Source organism: Serratia sp. Tan611 (assembly GCF_905188235.1).
Taxonomy (GTDB): Bacteria; Pseudomonadota; Gammaproteobacteria; order Enterobacterales; family Enterobacteriaceae; genus Serratia_B; species Serratia_B rhizosphaerae.
In genome coordinates, this window is sequence record NZ_LR994655.1 from 1,230,325 (window position 1) to 1,246,366 (window position 16,042).

18 protein-coding genes are annotated in these 16,042 nt (G+C 56.5%); 1 reads left to right on the forward strand and 17 read right to left on the reverse strand.

Features of this window, described 5'->3' with window-relative positions; translation table 11 throughout:
* Positions 1 to 91 precede the first annotated feature (91 nt).
* The 11 genes from ybeD to leuS all read right to left on the reverse strand — a co-directional run bounded on the left by ybeD (position 92) and on the right by leuS (position 11,667).
* Positions 92 to 358 (reverse strand): DUF493 family protein YbeD, encoded by a 267-nt coding sequence (gene ybeD / locus TAN611_RS05765; RefSeq protein ID WP_015671288.1) that lies wholly within the window; start codon positions 356 to 358, stop codon positions 92 to 94.
* Between the two features lie 102 nt (positions 359 to 460).
* Entirely contained in the window at positions 461 to 1,672 is a 1,212-nt protein-coding gene (gene dacA, locus TAN611_RS05770; protein ID WP_111737601.1) for a D-alanyl-D-alanine carboxypeptidase DacA, read from the reverse strand.
* A gap of 173 nt (positions 1,673 to 1,845) precedes the next feature.
* Positions 1,846 to 2,910, reverse strand: a complete 1,065-nt coding sequence (gene rlpA, locus TAN611_RS05775) for an endolytic peptidoglycan transglycosylase RlpA (RefSeq protein ID WP_105230100.1) — start codon at positions 2,908 to 2,910, stop codon at positions 1,846 to 1,848.
* A gap of 10 nt (positions 2,911 to 2,920) precedes the next feature.
* Positions 2,921 to 4,033: a peptidoglycan glycosyltransferase MrdB gene (mrdB, locus tag TAN611_RS05780; protein ID WP_105230101.1), complete on the reverse strand. Its 1,113-nt coding sequence runs from the start codon at positions 4,031 to 4,033 to the stop codon at positions 2,921 to 2,923.
* A 6-nt stretch (positions 4,034 to 4,039) separates the two neighbouring features.
* Positions 4,040 to 5,935: a peptidoglycan DD-transpeptidase MrdA gene (gene mrdA, locus TAN611_RS05785; RefSeq protein ID WP_105230102.1), complete on the reverse strand. Its 1,896-nt coding sequence runs from the start codon at positions 5,933 to 5,935 to the stop codon at positions 4,040 to 4,042.
* A gap of 39 nt (positions 5,936 to 5,974) precedes the next feature.
* Positions 5,975 to 6,445: a 23S rRNA (pseudouridine(1915)-N(3))-methyltransferase RlmH gene (gene rlmH, locus TAN611_RS05790; protein WP_015671293.1), complete on the reverse strand. Its 471-nt coding sequence runs from the start codon at positions 6,443 to 6,445 to the stop codon at positions 5,975 to 5,977.
* Between the two features lie 3 nt (positions 6,446 to 6,448).
* Complete coding sequence (rsfS, locus tag TAN611_RS05795; protein WP_015671294.1) at positions 6,449 to 6,766, reverse strand: ribosome silencing factor; 318 nt, start codon at positions 6,764 to 6,766, stop codon at positions 6,449 to 6,451.
* Between the two features lie 60 nt (positions 6,767 to 6,826).
* Complete coding sequence (gene nadD / locus TAN611_RS05800) at positions 6,827 to 7,489, reverse strand: nicotinate-nucleotide adenylyltransferase (protein ID WP_187043522.1); 663 nt, start codon at positions 7,487 to 7,489, stop codon at positions 6,827 to 6,829.
* Entirely contained in the window at positions 7,479 to 8,513 is a 1,035-nt protein-coding gene (gene holA, locus TAN611_RS05805; protein ID WP_105230104.1) for a DNA polymerase III subunit delta, read from the reverse strand. The genes nadD and holA overlap by 11 nt, the downstream gene beginning before the upstream one ends.
* Positions 8,510 to 9,070, reverse strand: a complete 561-nt coding sequence (lptE, locus tag TAN611_RS05810; RefSeq protein WP_187043521.1) for an LPS assembly lipoprotein LptE — start codon at positions 9,068 to 9,070, stop codon at positions 8,510 to 8,512. Before lptE ends, holA begins: the two co-directional genes overlap by 4 nt.
* A 14-nt stretch (positions 9,071 to 9,084) precedes the next feature.
* A complete protein-coding gene (gene leuS / locus TAN611_RS05815) occupies positions 9,085 to 11,667 on the reverse strand; it encodes a leucine--tRNA ligase (protein ID WP_105230106.1) in 2,583 nt (860 codons plus the stop codon).
* Positions 11,668 to 11,929: 262 nt separating this feature from the next.
* On the opposite strand from leuS, the gene TAN611_RS05820 reads away from it, so the two are divergent.
* The gene (locus TAN611_RS05820; protein WP_105230107.1) at positions 11,930 to 12,412 is read left to right on the forward strand and encodes a zinc ribbon-containing protein; all 483 of its coding nucleotides are present in this window, start codon (positions 11,930 to 11,932) and stop codon (positions 12,410 to 12,412) included.
* A gap of 45 nt (positions 12,413 to 12,457) precedes the next feature.
* Here the strand turns inward: TAN611_RS05820 and TAN611_RS05825 are convergent, their stop codons facing one another.
* The 6 genes from TAN611_RS05825 to rihA all read right to left on the reverse strand — a co-directional run bounded on the left by TAN611_RS05825 (position 12,458) and on the right by rihA (position 16,026).
* Positions 12,458 to 12,871, reverse strand: coding sequence for a putative T6SS immunity periplasmic lipoprotein (locus TAN611_RS05825; RefSeq protein ID WP_203067757.1), 414 nt, complete (start codon positions 12,869 to 12,871; stop codon positions 12,458 to 12,460).
* 4 nt (positions 12,872 to 12,875) lie between these two features.
* Positions 12,876 to 13,292 (reverse strand): putative T6SS immunity periplasmic lipoprotein, encoded by a 417-nt coding sequence (locus TAN611_RS05830; RefSeq protein ID WP_238404510.1) that lies wholly within the window; start codon positions 13,290 to 13,292, stop codon positions 12,876 to 12,878.
* Positions 13,293 to 13,477: 185 nt separating this feature from the next.
* Positions 13,478 to 13,894 (reverse strand): putative T6SS immunity periplasmic lipoprotein, encoded by a 417-nt coding sequence (locus TAN611_RS05835; RefSeq protein ID WP_238404511.1) that lies wholly within the window; start codon positions 13,892 to 13,894, stop codon positions 13,478 to 13,480.
* Positions 13,895 to 13,962: 68 nt separating this feature from the next.
* A complete protein-coding gene (locus tag TAN611_RS05840; protein WP_238404512.1) occupies positions 13,963 to 14,379 on the reverse strand; it encodes a putative T6SS immunity periplasmic lipoprotein in 417 nt (138 codons plus the stop codon).
* Between the two features lie 5 nt (positions 14,380 to 14,384).
* A complete protein-coding gene (locus tag TAN611_RS05845; RefSeq protein WP_111737594.1) occupies positions 14,385 to 14,927 on the reverse strand; it encodes a type IV secretion protein Rhs in 543 nt (180 codons plus the stop codon).
* A 166-nt stretch (positions 14,928 to 15,093) separates the two neighbouring features.
* Complete coding sequence (gene rihA / locus TAN611_RS05850; RefSeq protein ID WP_105230113.1) at positions 15,094 to 16,026, reverse strand: pyrimidine-specific ribonucleoside hydrolase RihA; 933 nt, start codon at positions 16,024 to 16,026, stop codon at positions 15,094 to 15,096.
* Between the last annotated feature and the right edge of the window lie 16 nt (positions 16,027 to 16,042).

Below are 16,042 nucleotides of genomic sequence, written 5' to 3' on the forward strand. Positions count from 1 at the left end.
GGCCGACGACCAGCGTTTAGCGCCCCAAAAATGCGCAACCCGGGCGGACTGGCGTCGGACCCGGGTTGGTCAGTCGTAGTGTCTGTGGCGATTACAGCACCATACGGACAATCTCAATGTTGCCCAGCTCTTCATACAGCTTCTCCACCTGGTCGATATGGGTGGCGTTGATGGTAATGGAGACGGAGTGGTAGTTACCTTTGCTGCTCGGTTTAATCTGCGGATTATAATCACCGGGCGCGTGGCGCTGCACCACTTCAACTACCTGGTCAACCAGCTCAGGCTGTGCCAGCCCCATCACCTTGTAAGTAAATGAGCAAGGAAATTCGAGCAGTTCGTTCAGTTTCGTTTTTTGCATGTGCGGGCGCTCCAGCGTGACATCTTTTCTAAATTATAACTCCCGCCGGAGCGGGAGTTAGTGTTATTTACCATATGGGGGCGTTTTTGCCGGTTTCAAGCGTTAGCCGAACCAGTGGTGGAACATCAGCTTGATGTAGTCCACCAGACGACCGAAGATGCCGCCTTCTTTCACTTCATTCAGCACCACCAGCGGACGCTGGTCGATGGTTTTGCCGTCCAGCTGGAAGTTGATGCTGCCCACGACCTGATTTTTGGTCAGCGGCGCGTGGATTTCCGGCGTGTTGAGCACGTAGCTGGCTTTCAGATCTTTCATCCGGCCGCGCGGAATGGTCAGGTAAACGTCTTTGTCGACGCCCAGCTCAACGCGGTCGGCGTCGCCGAACCATACCGGCTCAGAGGCGAACTCTTTACCTGCCTTCAGCGGTGCGACGGTTTCAAAGAAACGGAAGCCCCAGGTCAGCAGTTTTTTACTTTCGGTTTCACGGCCTTTATAGGTATGGCCGCCCAGCACGGCGGAGATCAGACGCATCTGGCCTTCGGTGGCGGAGGCCACCAGGTTGTAGCCTGCAGCGTTGGTATGGCCGGTTTTGATGCCGTCGACGTTCAGGCTTTTATCCCACAGCAGGCCGTTACGGTTGACCTGACGAATGTTATTAAAGGTGAACTCTTTTTCTTTATAGATGGCGTACTCATCCGGTACGTCGCGGATCAGCGCCTGGCCGATCAGCGCCATATCGCGCGCGGAGCTGAACTGCCCGTCGGCATCCAGACCGTGTACGGTCTTGAAGTGGGTATTTTTCAGACCTAACTGCTGAACGTAGTTGTTCATCAGGTTGACGAACGAATCCTGGCTGCCTGCCACGTAGTCAGCCATCGCCACGCAGGCGTCGTTGCCGGACTGCAGGTTGATGCCGCGCGTCAGTTTGGAGACCGGTACGCGATCGCCCGGCTTCAGGAACATCAGTGAAGAACCTTTGAACACCGGGTTGCCGGTCGCCCAGGCGTCTTGCCCGACGGTGACCAGATCGTCCTGGCCGATCTTACCGGCTTTCAGCGCCTGGCCGATGACGTAGCTGGTCATCATTTTGGTCAGGCTGGCCGGGTCGCGACGCGCATCCGCATTGGATTCCGCCAGTACCTTACCGGAGTTGTAATCAATCAGGATGTAAGATTCCGCATCAATTTGCGGAACACCCGGGATCATGGTTTTGAGATTAGCGTCTTCGGCCTGCGCGCTGCTGGCGGCGCCCATGGCGATAACGGTGCTGAGCGCGATGCCCTTGATTAAGCGAAAAGAAGTTACATTTTTCATGATCTGGACTACAACATCCGTGAAAGTAAGTTAAAAACGTGCCTCACTATAGCAGATGGGATCCCGGCAGGCATTAGCCAATCCTCTGACCGATCGCGGTTTTTACATTTTTAGCTGCGAGAACGTATTTCAACTAAAACTGCGGATCGGCGCGAGCCTGCAGGACGCCATGCTTAAGGTGCGGCGGTGACAAATGATTGTTGTTGCGCTTCCGCGACCAGCCGCTGCTGCAGCGCCAGCGCCTGCTGACGATCGCTGAACGGGCCGAGCTGTACGCGATGTACGGCGCCGTTGACGGATACGCTGCCCGGCACGCCGAACTGCTGGCTGAGTTTCTGCTGCCATGCCTGCGCGCGTGCGGCGTCGCTTAACGCCCCCACCTGAACAACATAGCCGGCGGTTGACGCGGAAGCGGCGGTTGCGGCGCCGGCCGTGGCGGACGCTGCAGCGGCTACCGGCGCCGACGAGGACGCCGCGGCGCTGTTGCCGGCCTGAACGTCGCCGGGGGCCGTGCCGATCAGGCCGCCGTTGCTGCCGGTTTCGGCAGTGGCCTGGCCGTTGGTCAGGCTGCTGTTATCAATGGCGCGTACATTGTTGTTGTTCAGCGCCGGCGCGTCTTGTTGCACCGGGGTACCCATGGCGCCGCTGCTCAGATTCGGCCGCGCGGGCAGGGCATAGCTCTGTTTGGCGACGGTGGTGCCGACGGTGCCTGGCCCGCTCAGCGTACCGTCCGGAGCGACGTTGATAAAATCAACTTTCACCCGCGTATTGTTCGACAGATTCAGGCGGTCGGCGGCGGCTTTCGACAGGTCGATAATGCGCCCTTTCACGTAAGGGCCGCGATCGTTGACGCGCACCACCAGCTGACGGCCGTTGGCCAGGTTGGTGACGCGCACGTAGCTTGGGATCGGCAGCGTCGGGTGCGCCGCGCTCAGGGCATAGGGATCAAACGTTTCGCCGATGGCGGTGCGGTTGCCGCTGGACTCTTCGCCGTACCAGCTTGCCAGCCCGGTCTGTGAGAAATTCTGCGGGTTTTTGACGATGCGGTAGCTGTCGCCGTTCACTTTATAATCCTGCAGCGTGCCTGGGTTATAAGGTTCATAATGAGGCTCCACGCCGCTGATTTCGACCACCGGGCCGTTATAGGGCGCGGCGGGCGGCGCCTGCTGCTCATCAGTGGTGGCACAGGCGGAAAGTAATACCGCTGCCGCGCCGATCCAAAGCCATTCCTTACGCATTACTCACCTCTTATAAACTCTTAGACAGCATTTTACGGTGCGTGTGAATCGACATGATGATGCCGAACCCAGCCATAAGTACGATCAGCGCCGATCCGCCGTAACTGACCAGAGGCAAAGGTACGCCAACTACCGGTAAAATTCCACTCACCATGCCAATGTTAACAAATACATAAACGAACAAAATCAGCATCAGACCGCCGACCATCACCCGGCCGAAGGTGGTCTGGGCTTTGGCGGCGATCATCAGGCCGCGGATAATCACCAGCAGGTACAGCGCCAGCAGCACCAGCACGCCGACCAGCCCCAGTTCCTCGGCCAGCACCGCGAAGATAAAGTCGGTATGGCGCTCCGGCAGGAACTCAAGCTGCGACTGGGTGCCGTGCAGCCAGCCTTTGCCGGACAGGCCGCCGGAGCCGATAGCGATTTTCGACTGAATAATGTGGTAGCCCGCCCCCAGCGGATCGCTTTCCGGGTCGAGCAGCATCATCACGCGGTCGCGCTGATAGCCGTGCATCAGGAAGAACCATAGAATCGGAATAAATGCCGCCAGCAGCAGCGCGGCGATGGCGATCAGCTTCCAGCTCATGCCGGAGAGGAACAGCACAAACAGGCCGGATGCGGCGATCAGAATCGAGGTGCCCAGATCGGGTTGTGCGGCGACCAGCAGGGTCGGCAGGAAGATAAGCACCAGCGCAATGCCGGTATTTTTCAGCGACGGCGGACAGACGTCGCGGTTCATAAAGCGCGCCACCATCAGCGGCACGGCGATCTTGGCAATTTCCGACGGCTGAAAGCGCACAAAGCCGAGATCAAGCCAGCGCTGTGCGCCTTTACTGATCTGGCCGAAGGCGTCGACCAGTATCAGCAGGATGACGCAGAAGATATACAGGTAGGGCGCCCAGCTTTCATAGACGCGCGGCGGGATTTGCGCCATCACGGCCATCACGATCAACCCCATCACGATTTGGCCGATCTTGCGCTCCATCATGCCGAGATCCTGGCCGCTGGCGCTCCACATCACGAAGGCGCTGTACACCAGCAGGGCGAGAATCAGCAGCAGAAACGTCGGGTCTATATGGATCTTGGTCCAGATCGAGCCCTTTTTTTGGCTTTCGGTCATGGTCTGTTAGTCACCTTCTGAGCCGGGCGCCGCCGGCGGCGCGTCCGGTAATTGCGTATTGTTGTCGCCCAACAGGATATGATCGAGAATCTGGCGGGTTATGGTGCCGACCGCCGGGCCGGCGCCGCCGTTTTCCAGGATGATCGCCACCGACACCGTCGGGTTGTCATAAGGGGCGAACGCGGTCATCAGCTTATGGTCGCGCAGATGTTCCGCAAGTTTGTGGGCGTTATAGGTTTCGTAACCAAATACCTGTGCGGTACCCGATTTCGCCGCGATTTTATAAGGGGCGCCGGCAAAAAATTTGCGCGCCGTGCCGTTGGCGCGATTGGCAACCCCGTACATACCGTCTTTGGCAATTTCCCAGAAGCCGGAGTGGATATCTCCGATTGGTGCCTGAGCTTCCTGGCGGAACGGCACCAGTGAACCGTTTATTTTTTTGCTGTGCAGCAGGTGCGGCGTTTTTACCACGCCGTCATTAATCAGCGTATTTTGCGCTTTTGCCATTTGGATCGGCGTGGCGGTCCAGTACCCCTGACCAATGCCCACCGGAATGGTGTCGCCCTGATACCACGGTTTTTTATAGCGTTTGAGTTTCCATTCACGGGTCGGCATCAGGCCGGAACGCTCTTCGGACAGATCGATGCCGGTATATTGGCCGTAGCCGAATTTTGTCAGCCAGCTGGACAGGCGGTCAATGCCCATATCATAAGCCACCTGATAGAAATAGGTATCGGCGGATTCTTCCAGCGCCTTGGTGACGTTCAGACGGCCGTGCCCCCATTTTTTCCAGTCGCGGTAGCGCTTTTCCGAACCGGGCAACTGCCACCAGCCCGGGTCGAACACAATGGTGTTTTTGGTGATGACGCCGGCGCTCAGTGCCGATACGGCGATATAGGGTTTTACCGTCGAAGCCGGCGGATAGACGCCCTGTGTGGCGCGGTTGATCAGCGGCCGGTTCGGGTCGTTCAGTAACCCCTGATATTCCTTATTGGAAATGCCGTCGACAAACATGTTCGGGTCGTAGCTTGGGTTGGATACCATCGCCAGAATTGCGCCGGTACGCGGATCGCTGACCACCACGGCGGCGCGGCTGCCGACCAGCAGTTGTTCGATATAACGCTGCAGGTTGAGATCCAGCGTCAGATAAATATCCTGGCCGGCGGAGGGCTGCTGCTCATGCAACTGGCGGATCACCCGGCCGCGGTTGTTGACCTCGACCTCTTCATAGCCGGTTTTGCCGTGCAGCGTATCTTCATAATAGCGTTCGATGCCCAGCTTACCGATATCATGGGTGGCGGCATAGTTGGCCAGCTTCTCTTCTTTGTTCAGGCGTGCGACGTCGCGGTCGTTGATTTTCGATACATAACCGATAACGTGGGTCAGGGCCGAACCGTAAGGATAGTAACGGCGCTGGTAGCCTTTGACCTCAACGCCGGGGAAGCGGAACTGGTTGACGGCGAAGCGCGCCACCTGCACTTCGGTCAGCGCGGTTTTCACCGGGATAGAGACGAAACGGCGCGAGCGTTTACGCTCTTTTCTAAAGTTGGCGATATCGTCATCGGTCAGATCGACCACCGGGCGCAGCGCCTGCAGCGTGGCCTCCAGGTTATCGACTTTTTCCGGCATCAGCTCAAGCTGATAGATGGTGCGGTTGAGCGCCAGTGGCGTGCCATTGCGATCGTAAATAATACCGCGGCTGGGCGGGATGGGCACCAGTTTGATGCGGTTTTCGTTAGAGCGGGTGCGGTAATCCTCAAAGCGAACAATTTGTAAATTATACATATTGGCAATCAGGATGCAGATCAGCACCAGAATGACCAAAAACGCCACCAGGGCGCGGCGTACAAACAGGGCTGATTCAGCCGAATAGTCGCGAAAAGGGTTACGTTCTATTTTCATCCCGCTGCTTTATTTCACTCTGTCACGATCACCACCGGTTTACTCCCGGTGGTAAGGATGATTGGTGGTAATGCTCCAGGCGCGGTACAGGCTTTCCGCCACCAGAACGCGCACTAACGGATGCGGCAGCGTCAGCGGCGAGAGCGACCAGCTCTGCTCCGCCGCGGCTTTGCATGCCGGAGCCAGCCCTTCAGGCCCGCCGATCAGCAGGCTGACGTTGCGGCCGTCCTGCTTCCAGCGTTCCAACTGCTGCGCCAGCTGCGGCGTATCCCACGGTTTACCGGGGATATCCAGCGTAACAATTCTATTACCTTTGCCGACGGCCGCCAGCATTTGTTCGCCTTCCTTTTCCAGAATGCGTTTGATATCGGCATTTTTGCCGCGCTTGCCCGCCGGGACTTCGGTCAGTTCAAACGGCATATCTTTCGGAAAGCGGTGCAGATAATCCATAAAGCCGGTCTGCACCCAGTCCGGCATTTTGGTGCCAACTGCGACCAGTTGCAATTTCACCGCTTAGCTCCAGAGTTTTTCCAGTTCATACAGCCGGCGGCTTTCTTCCTGCATGACGTGCACGATAACTTCGCCCAGATCGACAACGATCCAGTCGGAGGCCTCCTGGCCTTTCATGCCGTGCAGATCCATACCTGCGGCGCGGGACTCTTGCACCACGTGGTCGGCGATCGACATTACGTGACGCGTAGATGTGCCGGTGCAGATGATCATACAGTCGGTGATGCTGGATTTACCCTGAACGTTCAGAGCGATAATATCCTGGCCTTTAAGATCGTCGATCTTGTCGATAACGAAGTCTTGGAGCGCTTTACCTTGCAAAGGTTCCCCCTGGGATGGTGAGCTTGAAAAATAGCGGCGCAGTATATCATGCGCCTATCGCTAACGATATAAACCCTGTAATTCGATATAACGCTGCACCGAACGCGGCAGTAAGTCATCACAGCTGGCGCCCTGGTGGCGGCGCTCACGAATTTCGGTGGCGGAAATTTCCAGCAGTGGCGTATCCGCCAGATACAGCGAACCGTGCGGCCGGCTGCGGAGCGCTGCCGGATCGCTGACGCGGTGGGCTTCCAGCCAGCGCTGTAGCGTCGGTGTTTCCATATGGTCGTTGTAACCCGGGCGGGCCAGCACCAGCAGGTGGCACAGGCTGAGCAGGTCTTGCCAGCGTTGCCATTTATGCAGGCTCAGCAGCGAGTCCTGGCCGATAATAAACGCCAGCGGCTGAGCCGGGCCACGTTCCTGACGAATCGCCTCCAGCGTTTCGACGGTATACGACGGCGTGGTGCGGTGCAACTCGCGGTCGTCAACGGCAAACAGCGGGTTGCCAGCGATCGCCAGCTCTACCATTTTCAGCCGCTGCCGGGCATTGGCTTCCGGCTGCGGGCGGTGCGGGGGCACATGGTTCGGCAGCAGGGCAACCTGGTCCAGCCCCACTTCCCGGGCCAGCGCCTCGACCGGCCGCAGGTGGCCGTAATGGATGGGATCGAACGTACCGCCGAACAGCGCGTGCAGCCCGGCGGCTGCGGGTGTGTTAGTAGACATCGGAAAAACTCGTAGCCAGCGGTTTACCGCAGATCAACATCGACAGGGATTCCAGTTCCGGCCAGACCGACTGGCCGTAATCCTGCTTGAGGGTGACCTCAATATGCGCCAGCAGCCGTACCGCCTGCTGCAGCTGCGCGGCCGACAGGCGCTGCAGCGCCTGGGTCACCAGGTTACGGCGGTTTTGCCACACCTTATGCTGGTCGAACAGCGTACGCAGCGGCGTTGTCGCCATCCGGCGCTGCAGGGTGAGCAGTTGCATCAGTTCGCGCTGCAGCGTGCGCAGCAGGATCACCGGTTCGACATCTTCCTGACGCAGCTGCTGCAGAATATGCCAGGCGCGCTTGCTTTTGCCGGCCAGCAGGGCATCGAGCCAGTGATACGGGGAAAAGTGCGCGGCGTCATTGACCGCCTGCTCAACGCGCGGCAGCGTCAGTTTACCGTCCGGATGCAGCAGGGCCAGACGCTCCAGCGCCTGCGCCAGCGCCAGCAGGTTACCTTCGTAGCAGTAGCACAGCAGCTGATTGGCCGGCTCGTCCAGTTCCAGCTGCATCGCTTTGGCGCGCTTGGCGACCCAGCGCGGCAACTGCGCCTGTTCCGGCGTCTGGCAGGTGACGTAGACGCCGTTTGTGCCCAGCGCCTTGAACCAGGCGCTGTTTTCCTGCGCTTTGGTCAGCCGCGGGCCGCGCAGCATCAGAATGATATCCTCGTGCAGCAACGCCGCCAGTTTGACCAGCTGTTCGCCGATCGGGGCGGTCGGGCCGTTTTCCGGCAGGATCAGCAACAGCGTTTGCCGGCTGGCGAACAGGCTCATCGACTGACAGATACTGAAGATGGCGTCCCAGTCGGTATGGGCGTCAAGGGAGATGCTGTAATGTTCGCTGAACTGTTGCTGCACTGCCGCCTGACGAATCAGGTCCTGGCTTTCCTGCAGCAGCAGCGGCTCATTACCGCACAGTAGATAACAAGCGCGCAGCCCCTCTCGGAGCTGCGCGGCAAGTTGTTCAGGATAGAGACGGGTCATTGCGCTGGGCGGCTTTCCGCGTTTTTATCGGCCGCCGCGGCCTGCTGCTGGGCTTCTTCTTCCGCAGCATGCACCGTCAGCAGCTTACGCACCAGCTGTTGCGCCGCCTGCTCGCGCATTTCCTGCAGGATGATCTCCTGCTCGGAGTCTTTCGCCAGCGCGGTCAGCGGGTTATCGAAGAACGAACGGAAGACTTTGGCCTTGAGCGGATAAATATCGTGGCCCGGAATCAACACCTGCGCATCCACCGTCATCACCATCTGGTACTCGGCGGTCTTACCGTCCTGGAAGATAGACACGGTATCCTGCCCCTGTGAGGAACTGACGATGCGCAGCGACGGCACATCTTTACGCGTCGCGTCTTTCACAATGGTTACGCCGTTGGCGCGCAGCTGTGCGCGTACCGCGCGGGTCAGCGGACCGTATGGGTCATAGCTGTCCAGCATCAGCGTTTTCATCTCTGATGGTACCTGCGTGGTGCCACGCAGGTGATAACCGCAGCCGGCGGTGATCAGCACCACCAGCCCCAGCAACAACGTTGTAATACGAAGTCGCACAACCCCTCCTTGTGTTAACCCACAACCAGGTTAAGCAATTTGCCAGGAACGTAGATCACTTTACGAATTGTGACTCCGTCCAGATATTTAGCCACCAGATGCTCTTCGGCGGCGCGTTCACGCACTTGTTCTTCGCTGGCATCGGCCGGCACGGTAATTTTAGCGCGTACCTTGCCGTTAACCTGTACCACCACCAGTTTGGAATCTTCCACCATTGCGGCGTCATCGGCAACCGGCCATGGCGCGACGTCGATATCACCTGCGCCGCCTAGCGCCTGCCACAGGCTGAAGCAGACGTGCGGGGTGAACGGATACAGCATGCGCACCACCGCCAGCAGGGCTTCCTGCAGCAGAGCGCGATCCTGTTCGCTGTCCTGCGGCGCACGGCCCAGCTTGTTCATCAGCTCCATCACGGCGGCGATCGCGGTGTTGAAGGTCTGACGACGGCCGATATCGTCGGTGACTTTGGCAATGGTTTTGTGGACGTCGCGACGCAGCGCTTTCTGCGCGTCGTTCAGGTCTGCCGCGTCAAGCGGCTGTACCGCGCCTTTTTCCACGTGGTCATAGGCCAGTTTCCACACGCGCTTCAGGAAGCGGTTTGCGCCTTCTACGCCGGATTCCTGCCATTCCAGCGTCATTTCCGCCGGTGACGCGAACATCATAAACAGACGCACGGTATCGGCGCCGTATTTTTCCACCATTTCCTGCGGGTCGATGCCGTTGTTCTTCGACTTCGACATTTTGCTCATGCCAGCATAGACCAGTTCACGGCCTTGCGGATCGGTCGCTTTGGTAATACGGCCTTTTTCATCGCGCTCGATGGTGGCGTCTACCGGAGAAACCCAGTTGCGCTCGCCATTGTTGCCGGTGTAGTAGAAGGCATCCGCCAGCACCATGCCCTGGCACAGCAGGCGTTTCGCCGGCTCGTCAGAATCCACCAGACCCGCGTCGCGCATCAGCTTGTGGAAGAAGCGGAAGTACATCAGGTGCATGATGGCGTGTTCGATGCCGCCGATATATTGATCGACCGGCAGCCAGTAGTTGGCCGCGGCCGGATCCAGCATGCCCTGATCGTACTGCGGGCAGGTATAGCGCGCGTAATACCAGGACGATTCCATAAAGGTATCGAAGGTGTCGGTTTCACGCAGCGCCGGCTGGCCGTTGACGGTGGTTTTCGCCCACTCGGCGTCGGCTTTGATCGGGCTGGTGATGCCGTCCATCACGACGTCTTCCGGCAGCAGCACCGGCAGTTGATCTTCCGGCGTCGGCATCACGGTGCCGTCTTCCAGCGTCACCATCGGGATTGGCGCGCCCCAGTAGCGCTGACGGGATACGCCCCAGTCGCGCAGGCGGTAGTTGACCTTGCGCTGGCCGACGCCTTTTTCTACCAGTTTATCGGCGATGGCGTTAAAGCCGGCGTCGTGATCCAGGCCGTCAAATTCGCCGGAATTGAACAGCGCGCCTTTTTCCGTCATGGCTTCGCTGCTGATGTCCGGCTGGCTGCCGTCAAGGTTCAGGATCACCGCTTTGATCGGCAGGCTGTATTTGGTGGCGAACTCCCAGTCGCGCTGGTCGTGCGCCGGTACCGCCATCACTGCGCCGGTGCCGTATTCCATCAGCACGAAGTTGGCGACCCAGATCGGCAGTTTTTCGCCGCTCAGCGGATGGATGGCATACAGGCCGGTGGCCATGCCTTTTTTCTCCATGGTCGCCATATCGGCTTCCGCCACTTTGGTGTTGCGGCATTCTTCGATGAATTCGCCCAGCGCCGGATTATTCAGCGCGCCCTGCTGCGCCAGCGGGTGGCCGGCGGCGACTGCGACGTAGGTGGCGCCCATAAAGGTGTCCGGGCGGGTGGTGTAGACGGTGACGTTTTCGTCGCTGCCGTCGACGTCGAAGGTGATTTCCACCCCTTCGGAGCGGCCAATCCAGTTACGCTGCATGGTCTTGACCTGCTCAGGCCAGTCTTCGAGCTGGTCCAGGTCATTCAGCAGCTGGTCGGCGTAATCGGTGATTTTGATAAACCACTGTGGGATCTCTTTGCGCTCGACTTTGGTATCGCAGCGCCAGCAGCAGCCGTCGATCACCTGCTCGTTGGCCAGCACCGTCATATCGTTCGGGCACCAGTTCACCGCCGAGGTTTTCTTGTAAACCAGGCCTTTTTCATACAGCTTGGTGAAGAACCACTGTTCCCAACGGTAGTAGTCAGGCTTGCAGGTGGCGATTTCGCGATCCCAGTCGTAGCCGAAGCCCAGCAGTTTCAGCTGGTTCTTCATATATTCGATGTTGTCGTAGGTCCACGGCGCCGGCGCGGTGTTGTTTTTTACCGCGGCGCCTTCCGCCGGCAGGCCGAAGGCGTCCCAGCCGATAGGCTGCAGCACGTTTTTACCCAGCATGCGCTGGTAACGGGAGATCACGTCGCCGATGGTGTAGTTACGCACATGGCCCATGTGTAGGCGACCGGAAGGGTAAGGCAGCATGGAGAGGCAGTAGTATTTCTCCTTGCTGGCGTCTTCGGTCACTTTAAACGTCTGTTTTTCTTGCCAGTGGCTCTGTACGTTCGATTCTATCTCTTCGGGGCGGTATTGCTCTTGCATGGCGGCTGGTGGTCCTGTTAAGAAAGCAGCTACGTCCGTAGCATTTTGTTTAGTATTTAGATCCGCATAGCATAGCTGATAAGACCTGTTGGCAACAACTCCAAGCGCCGCCGTTGGCGCGTATTTCGCAAAAAGAAAGCGACATCCGGACACCGGTCGCGAAAATCCCGCCATTAGCCAAGAGACATCAGCCGTTTACGGCTAAAATAAGAAAAGATGGCTTAAGGGGAAATCCTGTCACTGGGTTCATTGAGGAGAAGCTATGAACAAGGTTGCTCAGTATTACCGCGAACTGTTGGCGTCGCTGACCGAACGCTTGAAAAATGGCGAACGAGACATTGACCAACTGGTCGCCAGCGCCGAAAAAAGGCTGGATGAAGCCGGAGAGCTGACGCGCGATGAAGTGGCGCAGCTGAAGCAGGCGGTGCGGCGCGACCTGGAAGAGTTTGCCCGCAGCTATCAGGAAAGCCGCGAGGAGTTCACCGACAGCGTGTTTATGCGGGTGATCAAAGAAAGCCTGTGGCAGGAGCTGGCGGACATCACCGATAAAACCCAGCTGGAGTGGCGCGAAGTGTTTAAGGATGTCAGCCATCACGGCGTGTACCACAGCGGCGAGGTGGTCGGGCTGGGTAATCTGGTGTGTGAGCAGTGCCACCACCATCTGGCGTTTTACACGCCGGAAGTGCTGCCGCGCTGTCCGAAGTGCGGGCATGACCAGTTTCAGCGCCGGCCGTTTGAGCCTTGATAGCGTCAGCGGCCCGTAGGTTGAAGGGCCGCTCTGGCAACACCTCTAATAAAGCGGCGTGGTTTGCAGCTTGCCGTTGAGACGCCATAGCGAAAAACTCGCGCCGTATATCCGGGCAGAGGGTTTAACGCCCCGTTTCTTTTTCTCAGGTGATTCCAGGATAACCATAAAGTTATAGGCTTTTCCCGCTGCAAATGCGTAATTGAAATCAGTAACGCATCGTCCTGCTGACGCGCTCACCGCCAGCCCGTATTTTCCTAACGTATTGTTATCGCTGCCGACTTCATTAATACGTATCGTTACGATTTGTTCATCCGCTTCGGGCTGAACAATCACGCACACCTTGTTTGCCACGGTAGTGACTGGCGCTTTATAGTGCTTTGGCCTGGGATCGTTGAGGTGCATGCAGCCGGAGAGTAACGATATCGCGGTGATTAAAGTCCTTTTTATTATCTGTATGGATTTAATTGATAGAGCTTATAACCAGTTCACCATCCCTCTCTTTTAAAGTGAAGCTAACGCCGTATAAGCGGGCTGCCGGCACGATGCCTTTTCTCTTTTTATCTTGCGAACGTAGGGTGATGGAAAGGGTGTAAGTATGACCGGCTCTAAACGGATAGTTGTATGACGGTATGCATTTATCGGCTGAAACCGTTAAGCCGTCGCCATCATAATATTTGTTAAATATGCTTTCTTCGTTACCGGGTTCATCAATACTCAGGGAGACCATTTTTTCATCCCCTTCGGGCTGAATTAACACGCAGATGTGATTGGCAACGACCACCACGGATGCTTTATAGCTTTTCGCGCGTGGATCGCCAAGGTGGAAACAGCCGCTAAGGAGTGAAGCAAGGGTAAGCAGTATAGGTATCTTTTTCATAGTTATCATTGTGATATAAGGTTTTCGAGAAAGAGGTATTTCCCAACGGTTACGTCAATCGCTGAACTCGTTACGTTGCATGTGCTATAACCAAGCGCGCAGCGGCAAAGGGCTGCTCACCCCATGGCGTTTTATCTATTTTGGCGGAGTTTATTCTGTGCTATTACCTCTTTATCCACGTAAAGTTAATTGATAGAACTGACAACCAGCTCACCATTCTTGTCTGTTAAAGTGAAGCCGACGCCGTATGCGCGTCCTGAGGGTACGATACCTTTCCTCTCTTTATCTCGTGATTGCAGGGTGATGGAAATGGTGTAAGTATGGCCGGCTTTAAACGGATAGTTGTAGGTCGGTATACATTTACCAGATGAAACTTTTAATCCGTAATCATCAAAAACTTTGTTGAACCCGTTTTCTTTGTTACCTATTTCCTCGATATTCAGTGTGATCATTTTTTCATCCACCTCGGGTTGAATGAATACGCAGACGTGATTGGCGACGACTACTGCGGATGCATTATAGAGCTTTACACGTGGATCACCGAGGTGAAAACAGCCGCTAAGGAGTGAAGCAAGGGTGAGCGGCGTGAGCGTTTTTCTCATGGTTATCATTGTGATAATAAGTTGATAAAATTATATTTTTCCATCGCTTACGCCTTATCGGTGCCGAATTAATTTATAGAGCTTATAACCAGCTCGTCATCCTTACCCGTTAAGGTGAAGCTGACGTCGTATAAACGCGCTGTTGGCACGATGCCTTTGCTCTTTTTATCTTGCGAACGCAGGGTAATGGAAACATTGTAAGTATGGCCGGCTCTAAACGGATAGTTGTATGTCGGTATGCATTTGTCAGATGCAACTGCCAAGCCGTCACCATCATAAAATTTATTGAATATGTTATCCTTATTACCTACTTCATCAATACTGAGGGAGACCATTTTTTCATCTCCCTCGGGCTGAGTTAACACGCAAATATTATTGGCAACGACCATTGCTGAGGCGTTATAGAGCTTTGCTCGCGGATCGCCGAGGTGGAAGCACCCGCAGAGAAAGAAGGTTAAAATAAAAACAAATAATGAATTTTTCATCGTTATCACCGTTGTTTAAAAAAATCAGATAGGGTGTGTTTATACTTATGAACAATATATTTATCGGTGACCCCACGGAAGTTTATATTATCACCAATTTTTGATAGCCACTCATTATAACCACGATTCTTAAGGTAAAAATAATCCGCGATGATAGAGGCTTGCTGTTCCATAGGATAGTCCTTAAGCCTTCTTTTGCCATCCAGGCGGTAAGTGTAATCCGCAATCCAGCTGAAAAACCCACGGCTTCGTACCCACATACCATGCTGATATTGCCATACGTGTACGAGTTCGTGGATAAACATGTGTTGTCTGTTTATTGGCGCAGCTGAAAAATCTGGGCGATACAAGGCTTGCCGAAACCATAATTCACCATTTGGCGCCATCGCCGTATGGCTTGCCTGCAAGCCAAAGGGGAGGTAGCTGTCGCAGTGAACTCTCACGGTATTATAAATAATTGAGTTGCCAAATATTGAACGGGCCAATATTATCTCGCCGAGCGTCAATGGTCGGCTAATGCCTTCCTGTATCTCTGTTGTTTGCTCCATTCCTAGGACTCCCTGTCCAGAATAAAAGCGGATAAAACTATTTTTACTCCATAGCGTCAATAGCGGAACGCGTTACTTTTTTATCACTATGACGGAAATAGCAAGCCGGGCCGTATCTTTGGCCCGGTTAAATAGCGCTATTTATTTCTTCGTCATGCGAGAGGAATTAATAACGCGTCAGACAGTCTAGCAATAGATCAATAAAGCCGGCCCGATCGATATTGGTCAGCACCTGCACGTTGGGCGTTTTGCCGGTTTGTTGCAGATCGTCCACCACGGTTTGTCCCAGGGTATATTCGCCTTTGGTTTCCACGCCGACCCAGCGTTCGCGGCTGTCAAACAGCTCTGGCGCCAGCAGCCAGGCGATGGTGCACGGGTCGTGCATCGCGGCGCCCGGCAGCCCGCGCGGGTGGTTGAGGTATATCGGCAGGTAGAAGTCGAGCATCTCGGCTACCGCCTGTGCCACCGGGTTGGCGATGGCGCGGATGCGCTCTGCCTCCTGAGGCAGCACAAACGCCTGATGGGTGACGTTGAGGCCCGCCATGGTCAACGGCACGCCGGACTGCAACACCATTTCCGCCGCTTCCGGATCGACGTAGATATTAAATTCGGCCACCGGCGTGGCGTTGCCGCCGTGAAGCGCGCCGCCCATAAAGACGATGCGCTCGATGCGGGGCTTGAGGTCGGGGTACTGCGCCAGCAGCAGGGCGATATTGGTCATCGGCCCGGTAACCACCAGCGTGATCGGTTCCGGGCTGGTGCGCAGCAGGCTGGCGATCAGTTCAACCGCGGTGTGTGGCGCCGGTTTGATGCCCGGCGTCGGTAAATGGGTGTTGCCCATACCGGTGCTACCGTGTACGTGCTCTGCGATCACCAGCTCGCGCAGCAGCGGTTTGGCGGCGCCGGCGGCGACCGGGATATCTTCCCGCTGCATCAGCGTCAGCAGGCCGAGGGCGTTATGCAGGGTTTTCTCCGGCGTCTGGTTGCCGGCGGAGGTGGTGATGGCCTTGATGTCCAGCTGCGGCGCGCGCAGCGCCATCGCCAGCGCAATGGCGTCATCAAGTCCGGGGTCGCAATCGATAATAATAGGGCGTGGCATCGTGTTCTCTCTGCTC